Origin of the sequence: Olsenella sp. KH3B4 (assembly GCA_900111695.1) — a bacterium.
Classification (GTDB): Bacteria; Actinomycetota; Coriobacteriia; order Coriobacteriales; family Atopobiaceae; genus Tractidigestivibacter.
In genome coordinates this window covers 227,768-251,236 of record FOHD01000001.1, presented here as the reverse complement: position 1 = coordinate 251,236, position 23,469 = coordinate 227,768, and the positions used below count along the sequence as shown (strand labels likewise).

General features: G+C 61.2%; 17 protein-coding genes. 13 read left to right on the top strand and 4 right to left on the bottom strand.

What is annotated here, in order from left to right:
• Positions 1–24: 24 nt before the first annotated feature.
• The 4 genes from BMX94_RS01140 to BMX94_RS01125 all read left to right on the top strand — a co-directional run bounded on the left by BMX94_RS01140 (position 25) and on the right by BMX94_RS01125 (position 7,778).
• Positions 25–2,712: a valine--tRNA ligase gene (locus BMX94_RS01140; RefSeq protein WP_091002573.1), complete on the top strand. Its 2,688-nt coding sequence runs from the start codon at positions 25–27 to the stop codon at positions 2,710–2,712.
• A 488-nt stretch (positions 2,713–3,200) separates the two neighbouring features.
• Positions 3,201–4,499, top strand: coding sequence for a substrate-binding domain-containing protein (locus BMX94_RS01135; RefSeq protein WP_091002571.1), 1,299 nt, complete (start codon positions 3,201–3,203; stop codon positions 4,497–4,499).
• Positions 4,500–4,598: 99 nt separating this feature from the next.
• The gene (locus BMX94_RS01130) at positions 4,599–6,107 is read left to right on the top strand and encodes a sugar ABC transporter ATP-binding protein (RefSeq protein WP_091002569.1); all 1,509 of its coding nucleotides are present in this window, start codon (positions 4,599–4,601) and stop codon (positions 6,105–6,107) included.
• 15 nt (positions 6,108–6,122) lie between these two features.
• Positions 6,123–7,778: a galactose/methyl galactoside ABC transporter permease MglC gene (locus BMX94_RS01125; RefSeq protein ID WP_091002568.1), complete on the top strand. Its 1,656-nt coding sequence runs from the start codon at positions 6,123–6,125 to the stop codon at positions 7,776–7,778.
• 571 nt (positions 7,779–8,349) lie between these two features.
• Here the strand turns inward: BMX94_RS01125 and BMX94_RS01120 are convergent.
• From BMX94_RS01120 to BMX94_RS01110, 3 genes are all read right to left on the bottom strand, one after another.
• On the bottom strand, positions 8,350–9,978 hold the full coding sequence (locus BMX94_RS01120; RefSeq protein ID WP_091002565.1) for a UDP-glucose--hexose-1-phosphate uridylyltransferase: 1,629 nt from the start codon (positions 9,976–9,978) through the stop codon (positions 8,350–8,352).
• Positions 9,969–11,183, bottom strand: coding sequence for a galactokinase (locus BMX94_RS01115; RefSeq protein ID WP_091002563.1), 1,215 nt, complete (start codon positions 11,181–11,183; stop codon positions 9,969–9,971). Before BMX94_RS01115 ends, BMX94_RS01120 begins: the two co-directional genes overlap by 10 nt.
• Before the next feature lie 86 nt (positions 11,184–11,269).
• Positions 11,270–12,349: an aldose epimerase family protein gene (locus tag BMX94_RS01110; RefSeq protein ID WP_091002561.1), complete on the bottom strand. Its 1,080-nt coding sequence runs from the start codon at positions 12,347–12,349 to the stop codon at positions 11,270–11,272.
• Positions 12,350–12,540: 191 nt separating this feature from the next.
• On the opposite strand from BMX94_RS01110, the gene BMX94_RS01105 reads away from it, so the two are divergent.
• The gene (locus tag BMX94_RS01105; RefSeq protein ID WP_286159974.1) at positions 12,541–13,563 is read left to right on the top strand and encodes a LacI family DNA-binding transcriptional regulator; all 1,023 of its coding nucleotides are present in this window, start codon (positions 12,541–12,543) and stop codon (positions 13,561–13,563) included.
• A 339-nt stretch (positions 13,564–13,902) separates the two neighbouring features.
• Positions 13,903–14,118, top strand: coding sequence for a hypothetical protein (locus BMX94_RS01100; protein WP_091002559.1), 216 nt, complete (start codon positions 13,903–13,905; stop codon positions 14,116–14,118).
• On the opposite strand, the gene BMX94_RS01095 is transcribed toward BMX94_RS01100, so the two are convergent.
• Positions 14,115–15,749, bottom strand: a complete 1,635-nt coding sequence (locus BMX94_RS01095) for a PucR family transcriptional regulator (RefSeq protein WP_091002557.1) — start codon at positions 15,747–15,749, stop codon at positions 14,115–14,117. The genes BMX94_RS01100 and BMX94_RS01095 overlap by 4 nt on opposite strands.
• 273 nt (positions 15,750–16,022) lie before the next feature.
• On the opposite strand from BMX94_RS01095, the gene BMX94_RS01090 reads away from it, so the two are divergent.
• The 7 genes from BMX94_RS01090 to folE all read left to right on the top strand — a co-directional run bounded on the left by BMX94_RS01090 (position 16,023) and on the right by folE (position 23,399).
• Complete coding sequence (locus BMX94_RS01090) at positions 16,023–17,255, top strand: hypothetical protein (protein ID WP_091002555.1); 1,233 nt, start codon at positions 16,023–16,025, stop codon at positions 17,253–17,255.
• 14 nt (positions 17,256–17,269) lie between these two features.
• Positions 17,270–18,259: an aminomethyl transferase family protein gene (locus tag BMX94_RS01085; protein WP_091002553.1), complete on the top strand. Its 990-nt coding sequence runs from the start codon at positions 17,270–17,272 to the stop codon at positions 18,257–18,259.
• A gap of 12 nt (positions 18,260–18,271) precedes the next feature.
• Complete coding sequence (locus BMX94_RS01080; protein ID WP_091002551.1) at positions 18,272–19,096, top strand: SDR family NAD(P)-dependent oxidoreductase; 825 nt, start codon at positions 18,272–18,274, stop codon at positions 19,094–19,096.
• 278 nt (positions 19,097–19,374) lie between these two features.
• Entirely contained in the window at positions 19,375–21,042 is a 1,668-nt protein-coding gene (locus tag BMX94_RS01075; protein ID WP_218138429.1) for a formate--tetrahydrofolate ligase, read from the top strand.
• 223 nt (positions 21,043–21,265) lie between these two features.
• Positions 21,266–21,910 carry a cyclodeaminase/cyclohydrolase family protein gene (locus BMX94_RS01070; protein ID WP_177171275.1) on the top strand — a complete coding sequence of 215 codons (645 nt, stop codon included), beginning with the start codon at positions 21,266–21,268 and terminating at the stop codon, positions 21,908–21,910.
• The gene (locus tag BMX94_RS01065) at positions 21,910–22,752 is read left to right on the top strand and encodes a bifunctional 5,10-methylenetetrahydrofolate dehydrogenase/5,10-methenyltetrahydrofolate cyclohydrolase (protein WP_091002547.1); all 843 of its coding nucleotides are present in this window, start codon (positions 21,910–21,912) and stop codon (positions 22,750–22,752) included. Before BMX94_RS01070 ends, BMX94_RS01065 begins: the two co-directional genes overlap by 1 nt.
• Positions 22,753–22,838: 86 nt before the next feature.
• Positions 22,839–23,399, top strand: coding sequence for a GTP cyclohydrolase I FolE (gene folE, locus BMX94_RS01060; protein ID WP_091002859.1), 561 nt, complete (start codon positions 22,839–22,841; stop codon positions 23,397–23,399).
• The last annotated feature ends 70 nt before the right edge of the window (positions 23,400–23,469 follow it).

The following is a 23,469-nucleotide window of genomic DNA, read 5'->3' as shown; positions in this document are numbered from 1 at the left end:
GGCTGTGTTCGAGAGGACCGTATCGTGGAAGAGATGCCCAAGACCTACAATCCGCAAGAGGCCGAGCCCCAGCTCATCCAGAAGTGGGTTGACGCTGGCTGCTACCGTCGCAGCAAGGGCGTAGGGGACTGCACCGTTGTCATCCCGCCGCCCAACGTGACCGGCATCCTGCACATGGGCCACGCTATGGACGATTCCATCCAGGACACCTTCATCCGCTACAACCGCATGCGCGGCCGCTCGACCCGCTGGATCCTGGGAACCGACCACGCCGGCATCGCCACCCAGACCAAGGTGGACAAGAAGCTCAAGAGCGAGGGAAAGTCTCGCCTCGAGATGGGTCGCGAGAAGTTCCTCGACGCCTGCTGGGACTGGACCCACGAGTACGGCGGCACAATCGTCTCACAGATCAAGCGCATGGGCTGCTCGATCGACTTCGATGACGAGAAGTTCACCATGAGCCCCGAGTTCAGCCGAGCCGTGCGCAAGGTCTTCTGCGACTGGTACCACGACGGTCTCATCTACCGTGGCAAGCGTATCGTCAACTGGTGCCCCGTGTGCGGCACCGCCATCTCGGACGACGAGGCCGAGTACCATGACGAGAAGGGCCACCTGTGGTTCCTGCGCTACCCGCTTACCGAGCCCGTCGATGGCATCGAGTACATCACCGTGGCCACCACGCGCCCCGAGACCATGCTGGGCGACACTGGCGTGGCCGTCTCGCCGGAGGACCCGGAGAAGGCTAAGCTCGTGGGCAAGACGGTGATGCTGCCCATCGTGAACCGCGAGATCCCCATCTTCTCCGACTGGCACGTCGACAAGAACTTTGGTACCGGCTTCGTGAAGGTTACGCCCGCGCATGACCCCAACGACTTTGCTATGGGCCAGACGCACAACCTGGAGCAGATCAACATCCTCGACGAGCATGCGCACATCGTGGACGGCTACGGCGAGTTCTCCGGCATGGACCGCGACGAGGCGCGCGAGGCCATCGTGAAGTGGTTCGACGAGCACGGCCTTCTCGACCACATCGAGGACCTCGAGCACTCGGTTATGCACTGCTACCGCTGCGACACCGCCCTCGAGCCATGGCTCTCCGAGCAGTGGTTTGTCGCCGTCGACAAGCTCAAGGGGCCTGCCACCAAGGTCGTCCAGGATGGCGAGGTCAAGTTCTATCCCGAGCGCTGGACGCAGACCTACCTCACCTGGATGGACAACCTCAAGGATTGGTGCATCTCCCGCCAGCTGTGGTGGGGCCACCGCATTCCCGTGTTCTACTGCGAGGACTGCGGCTGGGAAGACGCCCTCATGGAGGACACCGACGTGTGCCCCAAGTGCGGCGGCCACCATGTGCACCAGGACCCCGACGTCCTGGACACCTGGTTCTCCTCGCAGCTGTGGACCTTTGCCACGCAGGGCTGGCCCGACCACCCCGAGGGCATGGAGGGCCACCACCCCACCAAGGTGCTTGTCACCGCACGAGACATCATCGCGCTGTGGGTTGCCCGCATGATCATGAGCTCGCTCTACTTCACGCATGAGGTGCCGTTCCACGACGTGTACATCTACGCCACCATCCTCGCCAAGGACGGCAGTCGCATGTCCAAGTCAAAGGGCAACGGCGTTGACCCCATGGCGCTCATGGACAAGTACGGCGCCGACGCCATGCGCTACAACCTGCTCACGCTCATCACCACCAATCAGGACGTCAAGTTCGACGCCAACCTCGATAAGAAGACGCGCGCGCTCATCGACAGCCCGCGCACCGAGCAGGCGCGCTCCTTCGTGACCAAGATCTGGAACGCCAGCCGCTTCGTCCAGATGAACCTTGACGGCTACACGCCCGGTGCACCCAAGGCCGAGACGGCCGAGGATGCCTGGATGCTCTCGCGCCTGGCTCGTGCCGTTGAGGCCGCCACGCGCCAGCTCGAGGGCTACGAGTTTGGAGACTACGCCCGCGACCTGCAGTCCTTCTTCTGGGGCGAGGTCTGCGACTGGTACATCGAGCTCTGCAAGGGCCGCCTGCTCCATGGCACCCCGGAGGAGCGCCTCCAGGTGCAGCGCAACCTCGTCTACGTGCTCGACGTCTCCATGCGCCTGCTGCATCCCGTGATGCCCTTTGTCACCGAGAGCGTGTGGGACGCCCTTCCCGCGAGCGGCCTTGACGACCACTCCTCGCAGTTCCTCATGACCGCCGCGTGGCCTGAGCCCGCAGACCTTGCTGTCTTTGTGAACGACAAGGCCGAGCACGACTTCGACCTCGCGAAGCGCGTGGTCTCCGCCGTGCGCTCCACCCGTGCCCGCTACCGCCTGTCGCCGAAGGCCGAGCTGGACGTCGCGGTGCGCTCCTCCGCGGAGGACGCCGCGGTGCTCGAGGCCCAGCGTGGCTTCATCTGCTCTGTCGGCCGCGTGGACCAGCTCGCCCTCGGCCACGAGCAGCAGAAGCCGGAGGGGTCGGTCACGGTGGCCGACGGCACGCTCGAGATCTTTGTGGCGCTCGGTGGCCTCGTCGATCTTGCCGCGGAGGCGAAGCGCCTGAGGAAGGAGCTCGAGAAGGCCGAGAAGGACTTGAGCTCCGTGAGCAGGACCCTCTCCAACGAGGGCTTCGTCGCGAAGGCGGCCCCTGCCGTCATCGAGAAGAAGCGCGCGCAGCAGGCTGAGCTCACGACCACGATCGAGCAGCTGAAGGGCCAGATCGTGGACCTGGCATAGGTGTGGCTGTTTTTTCGCCAGCGTGTTATGGGTCCGCGACGGAGTGTCCGCCGCGGACCCATTTTTTGTTGCACGATAAGGCCCTCATGCCGCGCGTTCTCACCGTTTAGGAATTTTCCGAACGTTTAGACGGCCCTAACCGTTCGGAATCCGCGGCATGTTCCCACATGCCGCGCGTTTTCGCCGTTTAGGCGGCTCTAACCGTTCGGAATCCGCGGCATAGCAAATCCCGGCGCGGCCCAGCCGCCCCAACGTCCGTCAGGCCCGCCCAAGCGGTGCCGTCGAACCGTTAAACGGCGAAGCAGGCAGCTCCAATAAAGCTCCCATGGGACGTCCACTGCCCCCTCTACATGGCCGTCCGCCGCCCTTTCCACAACCGCTGGTCGAACAAATGAGAACGTTAACAACGCCAGTTAAAAGTGGCGTTAACGTACTCACAACGAAAGTTTGCGCAACGGGGCGCGAACTACGGGGAAAGGGAGAAACCCATGGAAATGTCTCGTCGTAGGTTCCTGGAGGTCTGCGGACTCGGTGCCCTGAGCTTTGCCAGCGTGGGCGTGCTTGCCGGCTGCGGCGGCAGCTCCGACAGCTCGTCTAGCGACTCAACCGCCTCCTCCGGAACCGACGCAGTTGCCAACAAGGACAAGCCGCTGGTGTGGTTCAACCGCCAGCCGTCCAACAGCTCCACTGGTGAGCTTGACACCGCAGCCCTCAACTTCAACGACAAGACCTACTACGTCGGCTTCGATGCCAACCAGGGCGCCGAGGCGCAGGGCCAGATGGTCAAGGACTACATCGAGAAGAACATCGCCACACTCGACCGCAACGGCGACGGCATCATCGGCTACGTCCTCGCCATTGGTGACGTGGGCCACAACGACTCCATAGCTCGTACGCGCGGCGTCCGTAAGTCGCTCGGCACCGGCATCGAGAAGGACGGCAACATCGTCTCTGACCCCATCGGCACCAACACCGACGGTTCCTCCTCGCTGGTCCAGGACGCAAAGATGGAGATCGGTGGCAAGACCTACACCGTGCGCGAGCTCGCCTCGCAGGAGATGAAGAACTCCGCCGGCGCTACCTGGGACGCTGCAACGGCCGGTAACGCCATCGGCACCTGGGCGTCCTCCTTTGGTGACCAGATTGACCTTATCGTCTCCAACAACGACGGCATGGGCATGTCGATGTTCAACGCCTGGTCTAAGGACAACAAGGTCCCGACCTTTGGCTATGACGCCAACAATGACGCCGTTGCGGCCATCTCCGAAGGCTACGGCGGAACCATCAGCCAGCACGCCGACATCCAGGCCTACCTCACCCTTCGTCTGCTCCGCAACTCCCTTGACGGCGTTGACATCAACACCGGCATCTCCAAGGCTGACGATGCGGGCAACGTCCTTGCTGAGGATACCTACAAGTACGTCGAGGCAGATCGTTCCTACTACGCGATGAACGTCGCCGTGACCGCCGACAACTACACCGACTTCACGGACTCCACCAAGATCTACGAGGGCGCCTCCAAGCAGCTCGACTCCTCGAAGTCCCCCTCCAAGAAGGTCTGGCTCGATATCTACAACGCGGCGGACAACTTCCTGAGCTCCACCTACCAGCCGCTGCTCCAGCAGTACGACAAGCTCCTCAACCTCACGGTGGACTACATCGGCGGCGACGGCCAGACCGAGTCCAACATCACCAACCGCCTTGGCAACCCGAGCGAGTACGACGCCTTCGCCATCAACATGGTGAAGACCGACAACGCCTCGTCCTACACCTCCCTCCTGAGCTAAGGCATTTCGTACGTCTTGTTCGTGACACGCGCCCGGTGCGGGGGGAGGGGTGTTCCCCCCGCACCTTTTGCGGGCAACTAGTAGGAAGGATGGGGGAGTATGGCAGACAGCCAGAACGACGTGGTGCTGTCGATTCGCGGGATGTGCAAATCCTTCGGGCGCAACCAGGTACTCGACCACATCGACCTCGACCTCAAGCGCGGCACGGTTATGGGTCTCATGGGCGAGAACGGTGCCGGCAAATCCACAATGATGAAGTGCCTCTTTGGCACGTACCAGAAGGATGAGGGCACCATCATTCTCAACGGCCGAGAGGTGAGCTTCTCCGGTCCCAAGGATGCTCTTGAGAACGGTATCGCTATGGTGCACCAGGAGCTCAACCAGTGCCTCGAGCGCAGCGTGGTGGACAACCTCTTCCTTGGACGATATCCGGTCAACTCGCTTGGCGTCGTTGACGAGGGCCTTATGCGCAAGGAGGCGGCAGAACTCTTCCGCCGTCTGGGCATGACCGTCGACCTTGACCAACCCATGCGCAAGATGTCCGTCTCGCAGCGCCAGATGGTCGAGATTGCGAAGGCCATCTCGTACAACGCCCAGGTCATCGTCTTGGACGAGCCCACCTCGTCGCTCATGTCGCAAGAGGTCGAGAAGCTCTTTGGCATGATGCGCATGCTCAAGGAGCAGGGCATCTCCCTCATCTACATCTCGCACAAGATGGACGAGGTCTTCGAGATCTGCGACGAGATTTCCGTGCTTCGCGACGGCAAGCTCGTCATGACCAAGCCCACCTCCCAGACGACGATGAACGAGCTCATCGCTGCCATGGTTGGTCGCTCGCTCGAGAACCGCTTCCCGCCCGTCGATAACGTGCCTGGCGAGCCAATCCTCTCTATCAGGCACCTCTCTACGAAGTACCCGCCCTACCTGCAGGACATCTCGTTCGACGTGCGCAAGGGAGAAATCTTTGGCCTCTATGGCCTTGTGGGGGCCGGTCGCACCGAGCTTCTCGAGACCATCTTCGGCGTGCGCACGCGCGCTGCCGGCCGCGTCTACTTCCGCGACCACCTCATGAACTTCGACAATGCGCGCGAGGCCATGGAGCACGGCTTCGCGCTGATCACCGAGGAACGCAAGGCAAACGGCCTGTTCCTCAAGGGCAACCTCACCTTCAACACCACGATTGCCAACCTCAACCACTACCGGAGCGGCATCGCCCTCTCCGATCCCAAGATGACAAACGCCACGGCGGCCGAGATCAAGCTTATGAACACCAAGTGCATGGGACCGGATGACATGATTTCGAGTCTTTCCGGTGGCAACCAGCAGAAGGTCATCTTTGGCAAGTGGCTCGAGCGGGGACCGCAGGTGTTCCTCATGGACGAGCCTACGCGCGGCATCGACGTTGGCGCGAAGTACGAGATCTACGAGCTGATCATTGGCATGGCCAAGCAGGGGAGGACCATCATCGTCGTCTCCTCCGAGATGCCCGAGATTCTCGGCATCACAAATCGTATTGGCGTCATGTCCAACGGCCGGCTCTCCGGCATCGTCAACACAAGGGAAACCAACCAGGAAGAGCTCCTGCGTCTGAGCGCGAAGTACCTGTAAGGGGGATGAGCACACATGGCAAATCAGGGCGATAAGGTGCTTACGGCCGAGGAGGAGCAAGCTCTGCTCCGTCCCATCGACGAGCACGTTTCTGCCATCCAGGCAAAGATCGACGAGCTGAGGCGCGACGGTACCGACCGCGTGGTCAAGCTCCAGGGAGACATCGATGCGACCAAGCGTGACCGCATCCTTACCAAGGAGGAGCGCACGCAGGCCATCGCTGGCTACAAGGGCGAGCTTGAGGCCGCAAAGGCCATCGAGGCGAGCCACAAGGCGGAGGTCGCGAGCCTCGTCTCCGAGGCGGAGGGCTACCTCAAGGAGCACTACGCCAAGGAGTACCTCGAGCCGGTGCGCGAGAGCTGCGCCCGCGAGCGCGTCCTCGCCAAGGAGCGTTATCAGGCGAACCTCAAGTCGCTCGAGGACGAGCACCGCACGAACCTCTCGGGCCTCACCGACCGCGCCGAGGTCAAGGACGAGAACTACGTCTATAAGAACCGTCGCTTCGACGCTAAGGTTGTCTTCGAGAAGGAGATGCAGCAGATCAAGGACCGCGAGCACGCGGCCTTCAGCTACGAGTACCACCTCATCGACCTCCTGCGCATGTCAAAGTTCACGTTTGCGCAGCGTCAGGCCCAGAAGTGGGAGAACTACAAGTACACCTTCGATCGTAGGCAGTTCCTTCTCAAGAACGGCCTGTACATCGTCATTCTCCTCGTCTTCATCTTCCTGTGTGCGATTACGCCTGTCGTGAAGGGCACGCAGCTTCTCACGTACCAGAACGTCCTTAACATCCTCCAGCAGGCATCGCCGCGCATGTTCCTGGCTTTGGGCGTTGCTGGCCTCATCCTGCTTACCGGCACGGACCTCTCGATTGGCCGCATGATGGGCATGGGCATGACGGCAGCGACAATCATCATGCACCAGGGCGTCAACACGGGCTCCGTGTTTGGCCACGTGTTTGACTTCACTGGCATGCCGCTTGTTGGACGCATTGTGCTGGCGCTTGTGGTGTGCGTTGCTCTCTGCACGCTCTTCACGTCCATCGCGGGCTTCTTTACCGCGCGCTTCAAGATGCATCCGTTCATCTCGACCATGGCCAACATGCTCATCATCTTCGGCCTTGTGACTTATGCCACCAAGGGCGTCTCGTTTGGCTCCATTGATCCTGCCATCCCGTCCATGGTGATCCCCAAGGTCAACGGCTTCCCCACAATCATCCTCTGGGCAGTGGCCGCTATTCTCATCGTGTGGTTCATCTGGAACAAGACTACCTTTGGCAAGAACCTCTACGCCGTGGGCGGAAACCCCGAGGCCGCCGCTGTCTCTGGCATCTCGGTCTTCAAGGTGACGCTGATGGCCTTCGTGATGGCCGGCATTCTCTACGGCTTTGGTGACTGGCTCGAGTGCATGCGCATGGTTGGTTCTGGTTCTGCCGCGTATGGCCAGGGCTGGGACATGGACGCAATCGCAGCCTGCGTCGTTGGCGGCGTCTCCTTCACTGGTGGTATTGGCAAGATTTCCGGCGTGACGGTGGGCGTCCTCATCTTCACGGCACTCACGTACTCCCTGACCATCCTGGGCATTGACACCAACCTGCAGTTCGTGTTCTCTGGCGTGATTATCCTTACGGCTGTTACGCTCGACTGCCTGAAGTACGTCCAGAAGAAGTAGCTGGTAGATCCTCCCTTGCCGTCTGGAACCCCCTCCAGACGGCTCCCATCCCTGATGGCCCGCCCCGACGCACTGTTGCGTTTGGGCGGGCCGTTGGTGTCGGGCCGCGGGTGCCGGGGCGTTGGTATGCCGCATGTTCTCGCCGTTTAGGACAACTCCGGACGTTTAGAGGGGTCTAACCGTCCAGAATGCGCGGCAAGAGATTCAATGCCGCGTATTCTCGCCGTTTAGGTGCCTCTAACCGTTCGGAATTCGCGGCATTACGCGATCTGTGCCATCCCCGGATTCGGGAAGCGTATCTTGCTCGGGAATCCTTAGCTCTAGGAAATGTGCGGTTTAGTTGCAGCTCCCAAATTGCACCCAGGGCTGCTACCTGCGGTTATTCTCGGAGGATCGTTAAAATAACAGCAATTAAACCGCAGTTATCCTGGAGAGAGGGAGTGCGTGCAGCCAGGGGCGCGTCCAGCGGCCGACGAGCCGCCGTGGCTCGGCCTGCTGGCACGCCTCGCACAATCGAGAAGGGCCACCCCAGCGCTGCCGGGATGGCCCTCGTGTCTTGATGCACGCGTTGTTACAGCGACGCCACAAACCGCATCTGCGCCGCTCGACCCTCATCGTCCCACTTGAAGACGCCCGCATCCTCAAGCACGTGCGAGAAGACCTGGCCCACGCCGTCGCGCACCACCTCGCGAACGTTCTTGGCGGAGAGCCCGGGATTCTCAGCGGCAAGCTGAGCCGCCCAGGCGGCATGTGAGGAGGCCAGCGGGTCCGCGGCCATCTGCTCCTCGCTCGCGCCAGAAACCAGCAGCTCCTCAACGCGCCCAAGCTCGCCCACCAGGCGTGGCGGCAGAATGGCGAGCCCCATGACCTCAATAAGGCCAATGTTCTCTCGCTTGATGTGGTGCCACTCCTCGTGAGGATGGAAGACACCCAGCGGGTGCTCGGGGCTCGTGACGTTGCAGCGCAAGGCGAGATAGGCCTCGTACGTCGAGCCTCCCACGTTCCCCTTACCGTCCACGCGCCGCACGATGGGGGTCACCGTGTTGTGCGGCGTGCCGTCCGCGTCGTGCGCAACCACGCTCACAGACTCGTCGCTCCAGGCGCGCCAAGCCGCAACCACGTGGACGCAGGCGTCAAGGAGCTGCTCACGGCTCGCGGACGAGAGGCGAAGGACCGAGAGCGGCCAGTGCAGAACCTCGCCAGAGACCTCAGGATAGCCCGGCAGCGAGAACCTCTCCGCCGTCGTTGCCCGCATCATGGGGAAGACGTGGGCACCGCCCTGGAAGTGGTCGTGCGAGAGAATCGACCCGCCAACCACGGGCAGGTCGGCGTTGGAGCCAATGAAATAGTGCGGCAGCAGGTCAACAAAGTCGAACAGGCACGAGAGCGAGGCGTGGTCAACGTGCATGGGGCGGTGGCTCGCGCTCATGGCGATGCAGTGCTCGCTGAAGTAGGCGTAGGGGCTGTACTGAAGGCCCCAGCGCTCGCCGCCAAGGGAGATGGGGATAATGCGCAGGTTCTGCCTGGCGGGGTGTGCCCCCATAGGGTCTGTTGCTGCGCGTCCCGGGTAGCCCTCGTTCTCGATGCAGAGCTGGCAGGCAGGATACTTCTCGCCAGCCGGCGCCTTTCCTGCCGCCGCGATCTCGCGGGGGTCCTTCTCGGGCTTCGAGAGGTTGATGGTTATCTCGAGCGAGCCCCAGCTGGTCTTCGTGTCCCAGCACACGTTCCTGGCAATGGCGGTGCGCCGCACGTAGCCGGCATCGCAGCAGGTGCGGTAGAACCAGTCGGTAGCCGCCTTGGGTCCATCCTGCGCGAGAAGCCCCTTGAACGTTGCCTCGACCTCGGAGGGCTTTGGCATGAGAAGCCCCATTACACGCATTGCGATTCGATCGCGGCCGCTCGCGGTGTCTGCGGTGCAGCCGTTGGCCACAGCCACCTCGGCTAGCGTGGCGAGAAGGTCGTCCGGTGCCTCGGCAGTCGCTCCCTGCGTCACGGCGGGGGAGCCGGTGCCCTCGGCGAGCACCCATGCCTCGCTGGGCCCGGGGCCTGTTGCGCCAACTGCCTCGACCACGGCGTTTGCGCCCCACACGCGGTCCGCCCAGCCAATGAGTCCGTGGCTAGCGGCGTAGTCGACGATTCCCGTTGCGGCGTCGACAAGGGACGTCCCGTCTATGGCCGCCGAATCTCTCTCTACTCCCATTCTGCGTACGCCCCCCTGTCAGAGATGCGATACCGCCTGCAGGAACCGGCGCCGAGCCAGGCGTCCATGCGGTCAGAGAACTCCTCGACCTGGTCGAGAGGAACAAAGCACTGGATGGTGCCGCCAAAGCCGCCACCGTGGATCCTCGTGGCGCCGCGACCGTCGAGCACGCGCTCGGCAAGCCCAAGCGCCACCATGGCCGGTTGGCTCTTCACGCCACACGAGACGTTCTGGAGGAACATTGCCGAGCTTGCGCCCGAGGTGCGTGTGCAGGCGAGAAAGGCGTCGATGTCCGGCTCGTTGAGGGCGACCCAGCGCTTGTCGACCAGCTCGTTCTCGCGCCAGTAGTGGATGGCGCGCAGCACGGCGCGGTCGCCAAGGTCGCGCCGCAGCTCTGGCACATGGGCGTCGAAGTCATCCTGGTCAACCTCGCAGAGGCGCTTCTTCCCAAACGCGGCAGCAACCGCCTGCATCTCCTGCGGCATGGCTGCGTACGCGTCGGTGAGGTCTGCGTGGCTCGAGCCAACGTCTACCAGGCACAGCGCGTAGCCGTGGTCCTCAAAGTCGAACTCGAGCCGCCGGGCAACGGGGTCCTCCGGGACGGCAAAGTCGATGAAGGCAAGGCCTCCCAGGCAGACGGACGCCTGGTCCATGAGGCCGCAGGGCTTCCCAAAGTAGACGTTCTCGTCAAACTGGCTCATGCGCGCCATCTCGAGGGCTTCGTAGCTGCGTCCCTCCCAGAGGGCCTCCATCGCGCGCCCCAGCGCGGCCTCGACGGCTGCCGAGGACGAGAGGCCCCCGCCTACGGGGATGGTGCTTGTCATGGCAAGGTCAAAGCCAGCAGGGACCCTGCCGTCCTGAGCCATCCTGAATGCCATGCCCCTGACCAGCGATGCAGTGGTGTTCTTCTCGGCGTCCTGGGGGTCGAGAACGTCGAGGGAGACCTCGATGGTGGGGTAGCTGTCGCTTGCAAGGCGCACAACGCCCAGGCCATTGGGGCGAGCGAGTGCGTTAACGGCGACGTCGAGGGCACCTGCGATCACATGGCCGCCCTCGTGATCGGTGTGGTTGCCCGCAATCTCAGAACGGCCGGGAGCGTGCACTCTGAGCAGGCGTTCGCCTGCGGGTGGCTGACCAAATTCCTGGTAAAAGAGCTGTCGTGCCCGCTCGAAGCCGTCCTGGCAGCCTGCGCTCGTCTCGTTCATCGTGTTCTCCTTCCTCCCGGCATGCCGGGTTGCGTGTCATTGCAATGAGAGGGGAGCGCCCATCTCACCTTTACATCATTTTCTGCTTACCGCGCGACTGTTCCCAGCTGGTAGACGATAGTTTGGGTGTACGGTTGGGATGGGGTGCAGATGGGCTGCGGCCACGAGAAGTGATGCGCACAGTCCGGATAGAACTCGGGCTCGAAGGCAAAGCCGGCACGCGCCCCGTAGGTGCCGCCACCCTTTGCGTGGGTGTCATCGAGCCAGTTTCCCGTGTAGAGGTGCGCGCCTGGCGTGGTTACGCGAATCTCCAGCATGCGACCGCTTTTGGGGTCATATGCCGAAAGCGCCAGGCGAGGCGGAGCCCCCGGCTTCCAGCCGCGAATGCAGAAGCAGTGGTCATACCCACGAGCACGTTGGAGCTGCTCGTCGCTTTCGTCGATGTTACGCCCCAGGGCCTTTGGCTCGCGAAAGTCAAAGGGCGTCCCGTCGACATGCCGTATCTCGCCCGTCGAGACCGAGTCCTCGCGAACAGGGAGAAACTCGTCTGCCTCCAGGCGCACGATCGTCCCCATTGCCGTGCCGGTGTCGTGGCCGGCGAGGTTGAAGTAGCTGTGATTGGTCATGTTGACAAAGGTCAGGGCATCGGTCGTGCAGGTGTACAAGATCGTGACCTGCGTAGTGCCGTTGGGAAGGTCAACCAGCGACACATTGCTGGTGAAGGTGCGGTTGCCTGGCAGGCCAAGCTCTCCCTCGCCAAGATGACAGGTGAGACGCACGGCGTTTCTCCGCTCGTCTGGCACCGCCCTCCACACGCGTTTGTGGAGACCCGAGACAAGGCTGGTGTGGAGGTTGTTTTGCAGGCCTGGCCCATCGTTTCTCGCAAGGTGACAGGCAGCGGACCCCACGACCATCTCGGCACCGTCGGTGCGGTTTGCAATTGGCCCTACGGTCGAGCCGTGGCAGGCGGGGTTGTCGAAGTAGTCCTCGAGCGACGCCATCCCAAGGAGCACGTCTCCCATCGCACCCGAGGCATCTGGCACCTCGAGCGAGAGAAGCGCTGCCCCAAACTCCATGAGCCTGAGACGCGCCCGAGGGGTGCTGATTGTGAAGAGATGGACCTGCTCTCCTGTCGGCATACGCCCAAGGACCTCCGAACTGATCATGGGGTCTCCTCTCACGTGCGATAATTGCCCAGTAAGCAGCAATTTGTGCAAAGCTGCTCGAATGCAAGCAGAGTTATGTTAACGTACTCAACGACGTTGGGCGACGAGAGTCTCGAGGTTTTTCTCGCTTGTCCGACGGACGGTAACTGGTAGGGCCCGACTGGGCAGGTGCGTGCAGGAGAGGACCTGGGATGAGCGCGGTTCGCCATGACAGCTCGTATCGTTTTGTCTCGATGGCAGACGTAGCTGAGAAGGCAGGGGTCTCTCAGCAGACGGTCTCTCGCGTGGTCAACGGACAGCGCAACGTGAGCGAGTCGACGAGGCGAGCGGTTCAGAAGGCCATGGACGAGCTTGGCTTCAGGCCAAACTTCGCCGGAAGGTCGCTCAGGAGCGGGCGGTATCGCTCGGTGGGTCTCTGCATCTACAACATCACCGAGTTTGGCAACCTCTCCACGCTCGATGGCATCATGACTGCAGCCCGTGAGCATGGGGACGCCATCACCATGGTCGAGATGGGCGACAACGATCCGGTCTCCCTCGAGCGCATGACCAAGCGCATGCTCTCCCTGCCGGTTGACGCCATGATCATGAGCATGAGCATCAAGGCGGAGGACTTCGAGACCTTCCGTCCCAGCCCTGGGTTTGGCACGGTCCTGCTCACCATGTACGAGCACCCCCATTGCACCACGGTTGACTCCGACCAGTACGGTTGCTCGATGCTCGTGATGGACCACCTGCTCTCGCGGGGGCATCGCCAGGTTCGCTTTGTGGCCGGGCCCTTGTACTCCGTCGACTCAAACTTCCGCGAGCGGGGTTGGCGAGACGCGCTTGAGGTTCGCGGTCTCGACGTCGTCGAGCCGCTGCGTGGCGACTGGACGGCAGACAGCGGCTACGAGGCAGGCGCGGCACTTGCCGCCGACAAGGACGCGACGGCCGTGTACGTTGCCAACGACCAGATGGCGCTCGGCGTCATTGCCGCCTTGGAGGACGCCGGAAGGCGGGTGCCCGAGGACGTGAGCGTTGTGGGCGTGGACGACTCGCTCTCTGCCTCGGTTCCGCACAACCGTCTCACGACCGTCCGGTTCGATCTCTTCTCGCGCGGACGTCGAGCGTTTGAGCAGGCACTTCTCGCCACGAGCCCCAACTATCGTGTCCAGCAGATTAGGATTGCAGGCACGCTTGTCGAGCGTCAGACGGTGATGGACATCCGTTAGCGCTGGGGCTTCGCGGCTGAAGACACTGCTCCCTAAACACCTAATCCAAATGACTCGCAGGTAGCGGAATCATCATGTTGAGAAAGAACGTACCGTCGTGCGTTCCGGCCGAGAGCGTGCCCCCATAGCCCATGCGTAAGGCGTGTCACAACATTCTCTACTCGGTCGCGAACTCAGCGGCGATGACAGATACTTTGTAGGTGTCCCTGCCCAAAACCTCCTCCTGTTTGTGCGGTGTACGAAAGCGCCTCTTGCCACGATGCTGTTGGTGAACCGCGAGGATGCCCTCGCAATCCACGCAGGCACGGGATGTATTCCCGTCGAGGTGAGGAGGAAGCAATGGGTGTTTCTGTCGACAGCAAGATAAAGGTCTTGGCGAAAAACGAGGCTGCGGCCGATATCGTGGCCAAGTATTCCCCTGGCTTCAAGACCGATCCGCAAATGAAGATGGTGTTTGGGCTTACGTTGAGAAAGCTTGCGAGCTTCCCCCAGGCCAAGGAACTCGCAGAGCATCTCGATGAGATTGATGCCGAGCTTAAGGCCCTTGGAGACTAGTCGGCGGGTCTGACATCGACTAGTGTAGGAAGGTGAGTCTGGCGCGGGGGATTCGACTGCTCCTGGTCGTATCCCCCGAGCTGCGTTTTCAACTGGTCTCGCAGCTCAAGTGCGCGAAGCACCATTTCGATCCTAAGGCGTTCGTCGGGGTCATTTAAGTCCTCGTTCAGGAGCGCCTTCATGCGTTCGAGGCGGTCGAGAAGCGTTGATCGGTGAATGTAGAGCGCCTTGGCGGTGTGCGTGACGTTCATGTTGTGCTTCAAATAGACGCTTAGGGTCTGCACGTATGAAATCGCAGAATCCCTGTCATGAGCGAGGAGTCGCCTGAGACCGCTCGTAAAGTACAATTCCAAGGGCATCTCCCCTGTGCAATTCTCCAGCAGCTCGGCGAGCGCAAAGTCCTGGAAGCGGTAGAGAAGGGGGCTCTCATCCAGGCATGACCCCTTGTCGAGAGCAATGCTCGCCTGGAGGAAATAGCTTCTCGCCTCAAGGGGATCGCTCACATGGTCAGACATGCCAGCCTTCATGTCCAACGAGGCAAGGATGGGAAGTAGCTTGCGCTCAAGCTCGTCTCTGCGGCTCCCTTCCGGTGCAAGATTGTCAATGCGAATGAAAGCTGCCACGGAAGTTTGTCTATATTCGAACGCTACCGTTCCGGGAATGTCTTCCTCGAGCGAGTTGCAGATGTAGGAGAGCGGTAGTTCCCGTGCTCGCCTCTGCGGTCGCATAAGCACGCAGACGTATGTCCCGTTCGAGGAGGCTGCTTGAAGAGCGGCAAGCTCCAAGGTGCCAAGCGGGAGATTGTCTATCAGACAGGAGAGGGCCCGCTTTAATACGTCATTGCCAGTCTCTGTGCCACTGCCCACGAGGGACATGCCCCGGAGCACCATGTGAGCCAGATGCCTCACGATGAGGCCGTCGCCGGGGCGCAGGTCATGGTTGGGGTAGAGAAACGAGAGGCACCCATGGTATCCGTTGGAGTCAATGAGATTTGCATTCAAGCTCTGTAGTTCACCAAAGTCAAGGGTGAAAGGTTCCTTTACACTCATCGAGAGGTTGTAGGACGCAAGGTACTGGTCTACGTCTGAGATGGGGATTCGCTTGCTTACCCCATCCGCGATTCCGGTTGATGTGCCGCTTGGAGTCCCTTCCTGGTTTGCCCCCACTCCGGTGGAGGCAACACAAGTGAAGCTTGAGTCGACAACAATCGCGGAAGCCGGGGTGACCGCGGAGGACACCTCCAACATGGACTGGATTGAGCCTTCACTTTCAAGAATCTGGTATAGGTCGAGCACCCACTTGCTAATGCGGAGGAATGCCTGCTGAACAGTGGAGAAAACCGTGTAGAAATCCAAATCTGGACGTACGGTAATGACCGCACAGTATCTTCTGAACCAGTCGAGTCTCCTGGAATCTCCTATGCAGAGCAGTGCACAGCCTGCGGTTACCTTGGCAAGCCGGGGGAGGCGGTTCGCGTTTGTCACGATGAGCCGTCCCCCCTGCAGCTCCTGAGCATCCGTTGCGAGAAGTTCCGGCGCCTCCAGTGTTGCATCCATGGGGGAGATGCCAGAAAGCTGTGCCCCAAACTCAGCCGGCAGGCTATCAAAGACCAGTTGTGGGCTCAGCTTCATTACAACCACCGTGTGTGCCTAAATGATAAAAACTTTCGTTACGTTATGCCATTGCCAATGTAGCAGAGGAGCGGGGCTTCGTGTTCCCGTTTCCGTCCAAGGGACCGGCGTGTCTCGGTAGAAGGACGCATGGTGACGGCGGGGCCTACGATTTGTAGGTATCCTGGATGAATATATCCGCAAGATCGCAGCTAGCCGCAGAGCGTATCTACGTCCACCCTCCTTCATGAGGCTTGTGCAGTCCCATTGCTGTCGTTGGAGGAGGAGCGAGACATGACACTCGAACAGAAGGTTGGACTTCATCGTGGAGTCGAGACGGCGTTCGGGAAGTTGATCCCCGAGAAGGAGGCATATTCTTACTGTCTCAGGACAATCGCGGCATTCTCCGCAAACATTTTCCAGGTCATGCGCATTCTCAACGATGACTGGGAGGACCGTACGGAGAAGATCTGCGAATGCGCGAACATGATGAACTGTGCGGCATGCTCGGGATCCGAAGGCCAGCTGCAGCAGTATCTCAATGATTTCTACGATGAATGGAACATCCCCGAATTCGTCGACAGGGAGGCGTGGATAGGCGCCATCTGGGGTGACTACGGGGACGAGGCCGAGGACATGGCGGGCCGCGTCATACAATTCACTCGCAACCGGGTTGAGAAGGAGCTCGATTCCTGCCCTTGGGACATCGTGGGCTCTGAGATGTGCAACATGACAACCGCGATGTTTACCGCTAACTTCGACATTGCGGCTGGTGGCGAACATGGGAAGATTACCAACGACGTCGCTCTAAACATGTGCGAGGCCCGCGGGTGCGGCAACCCCCACTGCCGAGTGGTTGCAGAGCGACTTGACGCGTATGGTCTGGACCACCAGGGGTGGCTTGACCACCGAGGCGCGTCTACTGCTCCCGTTCACGACACACCACCAGAGCGCCGTGTGAAGCATGCAGAGGGCCTTCGCAGTGGCCAGTACACGCAGGCGTTCGGTGAGGAGCAGTCCTTTGAGTGGCAGTACAACTGGGTTGCTCAGATGGGCTGGGTCTGGTCGGTCTCATTCCCGCTTATCGCAATAAGGGATATGGAGAAAAACGAGGGTGACTTTGACCGAGTGCTTTCCATCGTTTTTGCAACCGCAGGAAAGAACCACTTCATCGACCCCTTCGCACGAGAGGGTCTCAGGACGTGGCTCGACATTCCTCGCGAAATTGGAGATAACGATCCTCGTGTCATGGGTGCCTACATTGGCGCCATCATGGGTTGCCAGCTTGTCCCCTTCGAATGGGAGGCGTTCGACAAAGACGGCGTCACCATAAAGGTCTCGACAGACGACTTCAATGGCCGGTTTCCCATGGCGCCCCTCGACGAAATTACCGCTGGATACGAGGCGGAGTGGAACGGTGCAATTAAGACGCTTGTGTCGCCCGAGTGGTCCGTCTGGATTGACGGAAAAGACGACGAGTTCCAGTTCATTCAGATAGGGCGCAAGCTCGATAGCCGCATGGTGTAGGGGAGTGACGAATTATGTTGTTCAAAGACGACGAAGTTGCGCGTGCCGATGCATTTGCGGTGAGAAACAGCGCTGGCTGGTATCGCTGGACCCACGACACAGTGGACGTGACGGGGCCGGATTCGACTGCGCTTCTGGACAAGCTTCTTGTCAATACCGTCGCGCTGTGCAAGGTGGGGCGTGAAAAGTACACCACCATGCTTGACGACAACGGCAGAATTATAGATGACCTCATGGCAATCCGCCTTGAGGAGAGCCACTGGTGGCTCTCAACGCTCTACGGGCCTCAAATGATCAAGTGGCTGGATGAGCACAAGCAAGGATTCGATGTCTCCTATTCCGACATCACGGCAACTGTGGATATGTACTCGGTGCAGGGTCCTCGCTCGACAGAGGTGATGGATAAGCTCCTAGACGTTCCCGTCGACGATTTGAAGCGTTTCCAAATCGTGGATGCCACCATCGCTGGAATCCCGGTTCATGTTGACCGAGGCGGCTTTACGGGAGAGCTTGGCTATGAGCTCTACTGCTCACGGTCTGATTCCGCTCGCATTTCTGAGCTTCTCCGCAGCACTGGCATCCGGGAGCTGCAGACACTCGAGGTATTTGTGAGAAGTCTCCCTATGGAGAAGGGAATGGCTCTCCGGCAGGACTATCACTTCCTGACGCCATTTGAGGCGAACCTTGGATGGTCGGTCCATTTCGATAAAAAGGACGACTTCATCGGACGAGCTGCGCTGGAGAAGGCCCAGGAGGAGGGTCCGCGCTTTGCATTCGTTGGCGTTGAGATAGAACGCGAGAGCTATGAGGACATCTGTCAGAACGAGATAGTCCGCAAGCGTGGCGTGCCGGTTGGTAAATGCCGTCAGATGATTTACGGCTACACAGTCGACAAGAACATCGGCTTTGCGATTGTCGATGCGGAAAAGTGCCCCATTGGTACCAAGGTAACCATTGGCCCCAATGATTCACCTGCAGTAATCGTAGCTCCCAAGTGGTGCTAGGAGGGATGCCTCATGGCTTCTATGAAGGGAAAGGTTGTCGTACTGGTTGGATGCGCTTCGGGAATGGGGGCGGCGACCCTCAAGTTGCTCCTTGCTGCCGGCGCAACCGTAACCGGATTCGACAACAACAGGGAGAACATGGCCGATACGCTTGAGGAAATCAACGAAGAGTTGCCAGAATTCAAAGACAATCTCAACGTGGTTTACGGAGACGTCACAAGTGCCGAGGACCGGTCAAGGCTCGTCACGACTGTTCGCGAAAAGTACGGGCGAATTGACAGCCTGCTGTACGTCGCAGGGGTTCTCGACCTCATGTGCCCAGCCCACAAGACCGACGACTTGCTTTGGCAGTACGTCATGGATGTGAACTGCAACGATTGCTTCTACCTGGTTCGTGACTGTCTATCGATGCTGCTTGACCATGAGGGGCCAGCGGCGAACGTCGTGATAGTTGGCTCTGTTGGTGGCCTGTATGGCTCGACTGCCGGCGCTGCATACGTCACCTCCAAGCATGCGGTTCTTGGCCTGGCTCGAAACCTCGCGTGGTCATATCACTGGCGCAACCTAAAGGTTAACGTTGTGAATCCGGGCGCAATCATCTCGGGCATTTTGGGGAACGCCATGGAAAAGTGGCCAGATCGCGACGTCATGGATCCAGAGGGCAATGACCTGTATAACGTTCGTGGCGGCGTGTCTTTGGGCTGCGATGCGGCAGGGAACAACATGATGGGAACGTCGGAGGACATCGCGCGTGCAATACTGTTCCTCATTGATGATGACAACGCGTATATAAATGGAGCTCAACTGACTGTCGATGGCGGCTGGACCTCATTCTAGGGGCTCCTATTGACGCACGAAGTAAGGGGGTCCGCCTTGTCGGCGGACCCCATGGTTTTGACATCGGGTGGCAATTGGTGTCTGCTGCCGGACGGGCGGACTATGGATGGCGCATTGGCCTCTCGACCATCGCGTGTTGATGGTGTCCCTGTTTCAAGTTGGATTCTTGCCAAGACGATTAGACCAAGAACGGCACAATGGAACATGGTCAGTTCGTCCCGTGAAACTCGGTAACCTTTGGCGTCGACCAGCGCCATAAAGCGAAAGGAAGTCTGGAGATGGCTAAGTCCGACATCGAGATTGCCCAAGAGGCCAGGATGCTGCCAATCACCGAGGTCGCCAAGAAGGCTGGCCTGGGTCCCGAGCAGCTCGAGCTCTATGGCAACTACAAGGCAAAGGTCGACATCCACGCCTTCACGGACGTGCCAATGAAGGGCAAGCTCATTCTCGTCACCGCAATCAACCCCACGCCTGCCGGCGAGGGCAAGACCACCACGTCCGTCGGCCTCGAGGACGCCCTCTGCAAGATGGGCAAGAACGCCATGCTCTGCCTGCGTGAGCCTTCCCTGGGACCTGTGTTTGGCATCAAGGGCGGCGCCGCGGGCGGCGGCTACGCCCAGGTTGTCCCCATGGAGGACATCAACCTGCACTTCACGGGCGACTTCCACGCGATCGGAGCCGCGAACAACCTGTGCGCCGCGATGCTCGACAACCACATCAAACAGGGTAACGCCCTAGGCATCGACCCGCGCCGCATCGTGTGGAAGCGCTGCGTCGACATGAACGACCGCCAGCTTAGAAGCATCGTCGATGGCCTTGGTGGCGTCGCGAACGGCATGCCGCGCGAGGACGGCTTCGACATCACCGTAGCCTCCGAGGTCATGGCATGCTTCTGCCTGGCAACCGACCTCATGGACCTCAAGGCGCGCCTCGGCCGCATGGTCATTGCCTACACCTACGACCGCAAGCCCGTCACGGTCCACGACATCCACGCCGAGGGTGCCATGACGGCGCTGCTCAAGGACGCTATTAAGCCCAACCTGGTCCAGACGCTCGAGGGCAACCCCGCCTTCGTACACGGCGGCCCCTTCGCCAACATCGCCCACGGCTGCAACTCCGTGGAGGCCACCACGACTGCCCTCAAGCTCGCAGACTACGTGGTCACCGAGGCGGGCTTCGGTGCCGACCTTGGCGCCGAGAAGTTCCTCGACATCAAGAGCCGCTACGCCGGCCTGCACCCCAACGCCGTCGTGCTCGTGGCTACCGTCCGGGCCCTCAAGTACAACGGCGGCGTTCCCAAGGCCGAGCTTACCGAGGAGAACCTCGATGCCGTGAAGGCCGGCCTGCCCAACCTGCTCCGCCACGTCTCGAACATCAAAGACGTCTTCAAGCTTCCGGTCGTCGTTGCCATCAACGCGTTCCCCACGGACACCGCCGCTGAGCTCAAGCTCGTTGAGGACGAGTGCAACAAGCTCGGCGTGAACGTGGCGCTCTCCGAGGTGTGGGCCAAGGGCGGCGAGGGCGGCCTGGCGCTCGCCGAGGAGGTCGTTCGTCTTTGCGACCAGCCCAACGACTTCCAGTTCGCTTACGACGTGGACGACACGATCGCCAACAAGCTCGACGCCATCGCGACCAAGATCTATCACGCCGATGGCGTGGACTACACCACCAAGGCGGCCAAGCAGCTCAAGGAGCTCGAGGAGCAGGGCTTTGGTAAGCTCCCCATCTGCGTCGCGAAGACCCAGTATTCCTTCACCGACGACCAGCACAAGCTCGGCGCCCCCGAGGGCTTCCGCATCACGGTGCGCAACCTCAGGGTCTCTGCAGGCGCCGGCTTCATAGTGGCGCTCACGGGGGACATCATGACGATGCCCGGACTCCCCAAGGTGCCGGCCGCCGAGAAGATCGACGTGACGCCTGACGGCAAGATCGTCGGGCTGTTCTAAGCATCCCCCTCGGGGCTCCCGCGCTTCTCACGCGAGACTGCTTCGCGCTGTGCGCTCAGAAAGTCTCGCTTAGAGAAGTGCGGGAGCCTTGGAGCAACCTTTGGCAGCCCGACGCGGTTGGCCCTGCGGCACGTCGAGCTTCTCGGTGGGCACCTTGGGGAGTCGCTTGGGCGCACTTCTAATTTAGGTTTGCTTTGACTCTTTTCCTTCTTGGGAGGGACTCATGGATACTGTTGCGGATATGCGGTTGGGGGAGTTCTCGGACGTGCTTGCGTCCAAGGCCCCTGTGCCTGGCGGGGGTGGGGCCTCGGCAGTCGCCGCCGCCGTGGGCGCCTCGCTTGGGCAGATGGTCGCGAGCCTCACGCTTGGCAAGAAGAAGTACGCGGACGTCCAAGGGCGCATCGAGGAGCTCATCCCACGCTTCGAGGCAGTCCGGGCGGACCTTCTCGCCCTGGCAGACGAGGACGCCAAGGCGTTCGAGCCGCTCTCGCATGCTTATGGTCTCCCCAGGTCGACCGAGGAGGAGCGGGCGCACAAGGCCGAGGTCATGGAGGCCGCGCTTCGGTGTGCCTGCGAGCCACCGCTCAAGATCATGGAGAAGACCTGCGAGGCGATCGACCTTGTTGACGAGGTGAGCCTCATTGGCACGAGAATCGCGATCAGCGACGCTGGCGCCGGCGCCACGCTTCTCTCGGCTGCGCTCAGGGCGGCGAGCCTCAACATCTTCATCAACGCCAAGTCGATGACAGACCATGAATACGCTGCGGACCTTCTGTCCCGCACGCAGGAGATGCTCGACGAGGGGTGCAAGAAGGCAGACAATGCCTACCTGCTCGTAGAGAGGGGAATCCGTTGGCCCAGCAGATAATGAAGGGAGCGCCGGTCGCAAAGGCGCTCACGGAACGACTTGTGCCTCAGGTGGAGGAGCTGGTCTCCCAAGGCGTGCGTCCCACGCTTGCCATCGTGCGCGTGGGGGAGCGGGAGGACGACCTCTCCTACGAGCGCGGGGCGACAAAGCGAGCGGATAAGGTGGGTCTCGGCCTGCGCAAGTTCGTGCTGCCCGCGGATTGCTCACAGGAGCGGCTTGCCGGCGTGATCCGCGAGGTCAACGAGGATGCGTCCATCCACGGTTGCCTTCTCTTCCGGCCGCTTCCCAAGACCTTGGACGAGGCTGCCATCTGCGCCTTGCTCGACCCCGCAAAGGATGTGGACTGCATCACGCAAGGCTCCCTCTATGGCGTCTTTGCAGGCCAGCCGGTTGGCTTTCCGCCCTGCACCGCCGAGGCCGTGGTCGAGCTTCTCGACTACTACCAGGTTCCGCTCGAGGGTGCCAAGGTGACTGTGGTTGGCCGCTCGCTCGTTATAGGTAAGCCTGTCTCGATGATGCTCCAGGCGAGAAACGCCACCGTGACCATGTGCCACACCCGCACGCGCGACCTTGCGGCTGCCTGCCGAAACGCGGACATCGTGGTTGCTGCGGCAGGTCACATCGGCACGGTTGGGGCTGCGTGCGCCTCTCCCCAGCAGGTGGTGGTCGACGTGGGCATCAACTGGGACGAGAAGGCAGGCAAGCTTGTGGGCGACGTGGACTTCGATTCCGTCGAGCCCGTCGTGCGCGCCATCACGCCCGTTCCGGGCGGCGTTGGCTCTGTGACCACGGCGGTGCTTGCCAAGCACGTGGTCGAGGCGGCTCAAAGGACAGTGAGGTAGCGGTGGACTATCGCGAGGACGAGGACTACGACCTTCCCGAGCAGACCGAGGGCCCCGGCAGGTCCTCCGAGCTTTCGTATGGGAAGCTGGACAAGCCGCGCGTCGAGGCTGCCGTGAGGGAGCTTCTCGCTGCCATTGGCGAGGACCCAGACAGGCCAGGGCTTGTGGGCACGCCGGATCGCGTGGCAAGGGCATGCGAGGAGATATTCGGCGGCATGCAGGAGGACCCCGGCCGCTACCTGCGTAAGCAGTTCCACGAGCCCGGCAACGAGGAGATGGTCGTCGTCCGCGACATCCCCTTTGCGAGCATGTGCGAGCACCACGTCCTTCCCTTCATGGGGAAGGCCAGCGTCTGCTACATCCCGCGGGACGGGCGAATCACGGGCCTCTCGAAGATCGCCCGGTGCGTCACGGGCTACGCGCACAGGCTCCAGCTGCAGGAGCGGCTCACGAGTCAGATTGCCGATGCCATGGTGCGCGAGCTTGACCCTCTCGGCGTTCTTGTCGTGGTCGAGGCGGAGCACACCTGCATGACCATCCGCGGCATTCGTACGCCCGGCGCCAAGACCGTGACCTCGGCCGTTCGTGGTTGTCTCAAGACCGACCCCAAGAGTCGTGGAGAAGCCCTCAGGCTCCTGGGGCTGTAGTCGAGCGGTTTCTCCCCTGCCTCTACAACTGATGTACTTGTGCGTTGGACCCGGGGTGCCCGGGTCCCAG

Excerpts from the sequence above, each read along its gene's own strand:
- BMX94_RS01135 (WP_091002571.1), top strand. The coding sequence starts at position 3,201 with ATGGAAATGTCTCGTCGTAGGTTCCTGGAGGTCTGCGGACTCGGTGCC.
- BMX94_RS01130 (WP_091002569.1), top strand. The coding sequence starts at position 4,599 with ATGGCAGACAGCCAGAACGACGTGGTGCTGTCGATTCGCGGGATGTGC.
- BMX94_RS01125 (WP_091002568.1), top strand. The coding sequence starts at position 6,123 with ATGGCAAATCAGGGCGATAAGGTGCTTACGGCCGAGGAGGAGCAAGCT.
- BMX94_RS01120 (WP_091002565.1), bottom strand. The coding sequence starts at position 9,978 with ATGGGAGTAGAGAGAGATTCGGCGGCCATAGACGGGACGTCCCTTGTC.
- BMX94_RS01115 (WP_091002563.1), bottom strand. The coding sequence starts at position 11,183 with ATGAACGAGACGAGCGCAGGCTGCCAGGACGGCTTCGAGCGGGCACGA.
- BMX94_RS01110 (WP_091002561.1), bottom strand. The coding sequence starts at position 12,349 with ATGATCAGTTCGGAGGTCCTTGGGCGTATGCCGACAGGAGAGCAGGTC.
- BMX94_RS01105 (WP_286159974.1), top strand. The coding sequence starts at position 12,541 with ATGAGCGCGGTTCGCCATGACAGCTCGTATCGTTTTGTCTCGATGGCA.
- BMX94_RS01100 (WP_091002559.1), top strand. The coding sequence starts at position 13,903 with ATGGGTGTTTCTGTCGACAGCAAGATAAAGGTCTTGGCGAAAAACGAG.
- BMX94_RS01095 (WP_091002557.1), bottom strand. The coding sequence starts at position 15,749 with ATGAAGCTGAGCCCACAACTGGTCTTTGATAGCCTGCCGGCTGAGTTT.
- BMX94_RS01090 (WP_091002555.1), top strand. The coding sequence starts at position 16,023 with ATGACACTCGAACAGAAGGTTGGACTTCATCGTGGAGTCGAGACGGCG.
- BMX94_RS01085 (WP_091002553.1), top strand. The coding sequence starts at position 17,270 with ATGTTGTTCAAAGACGACGAAGTTGCGCGTGCCGATGCATTTGCGGTG.
- BMX94_RS01080 (WP_091002551.1), top strand. The coding sequence starts at position 18,272 with ATGGCTTCTATGAAGGGAAAGGTTGTCGTACTGGTTGGATGCGCTTCG.
- BMX94_RS01075 (WP_218138429.1), top strand. The coding sequence starts at position 19,375 with ATGGCTAAGTCCGACATCGAGATTGCCCAAGAGGCCAGGATGCTGCCA.
- BMX94_RS01070 (WP_177171275.1), top strand. The coding sequence starts at position 21,266 with ATGGATACTGTTGCGGATATGCGGTTGGGGGAGTTCTCGGACGTGCTT.
- BMX94_RS01065 (WP_091002547.1), top strand. The coding sequence starts at position 21,910 with ATGAAGGGAGCGCCGGTCGCAAAGGCGCTCACGGAACGACTTGTGCCT.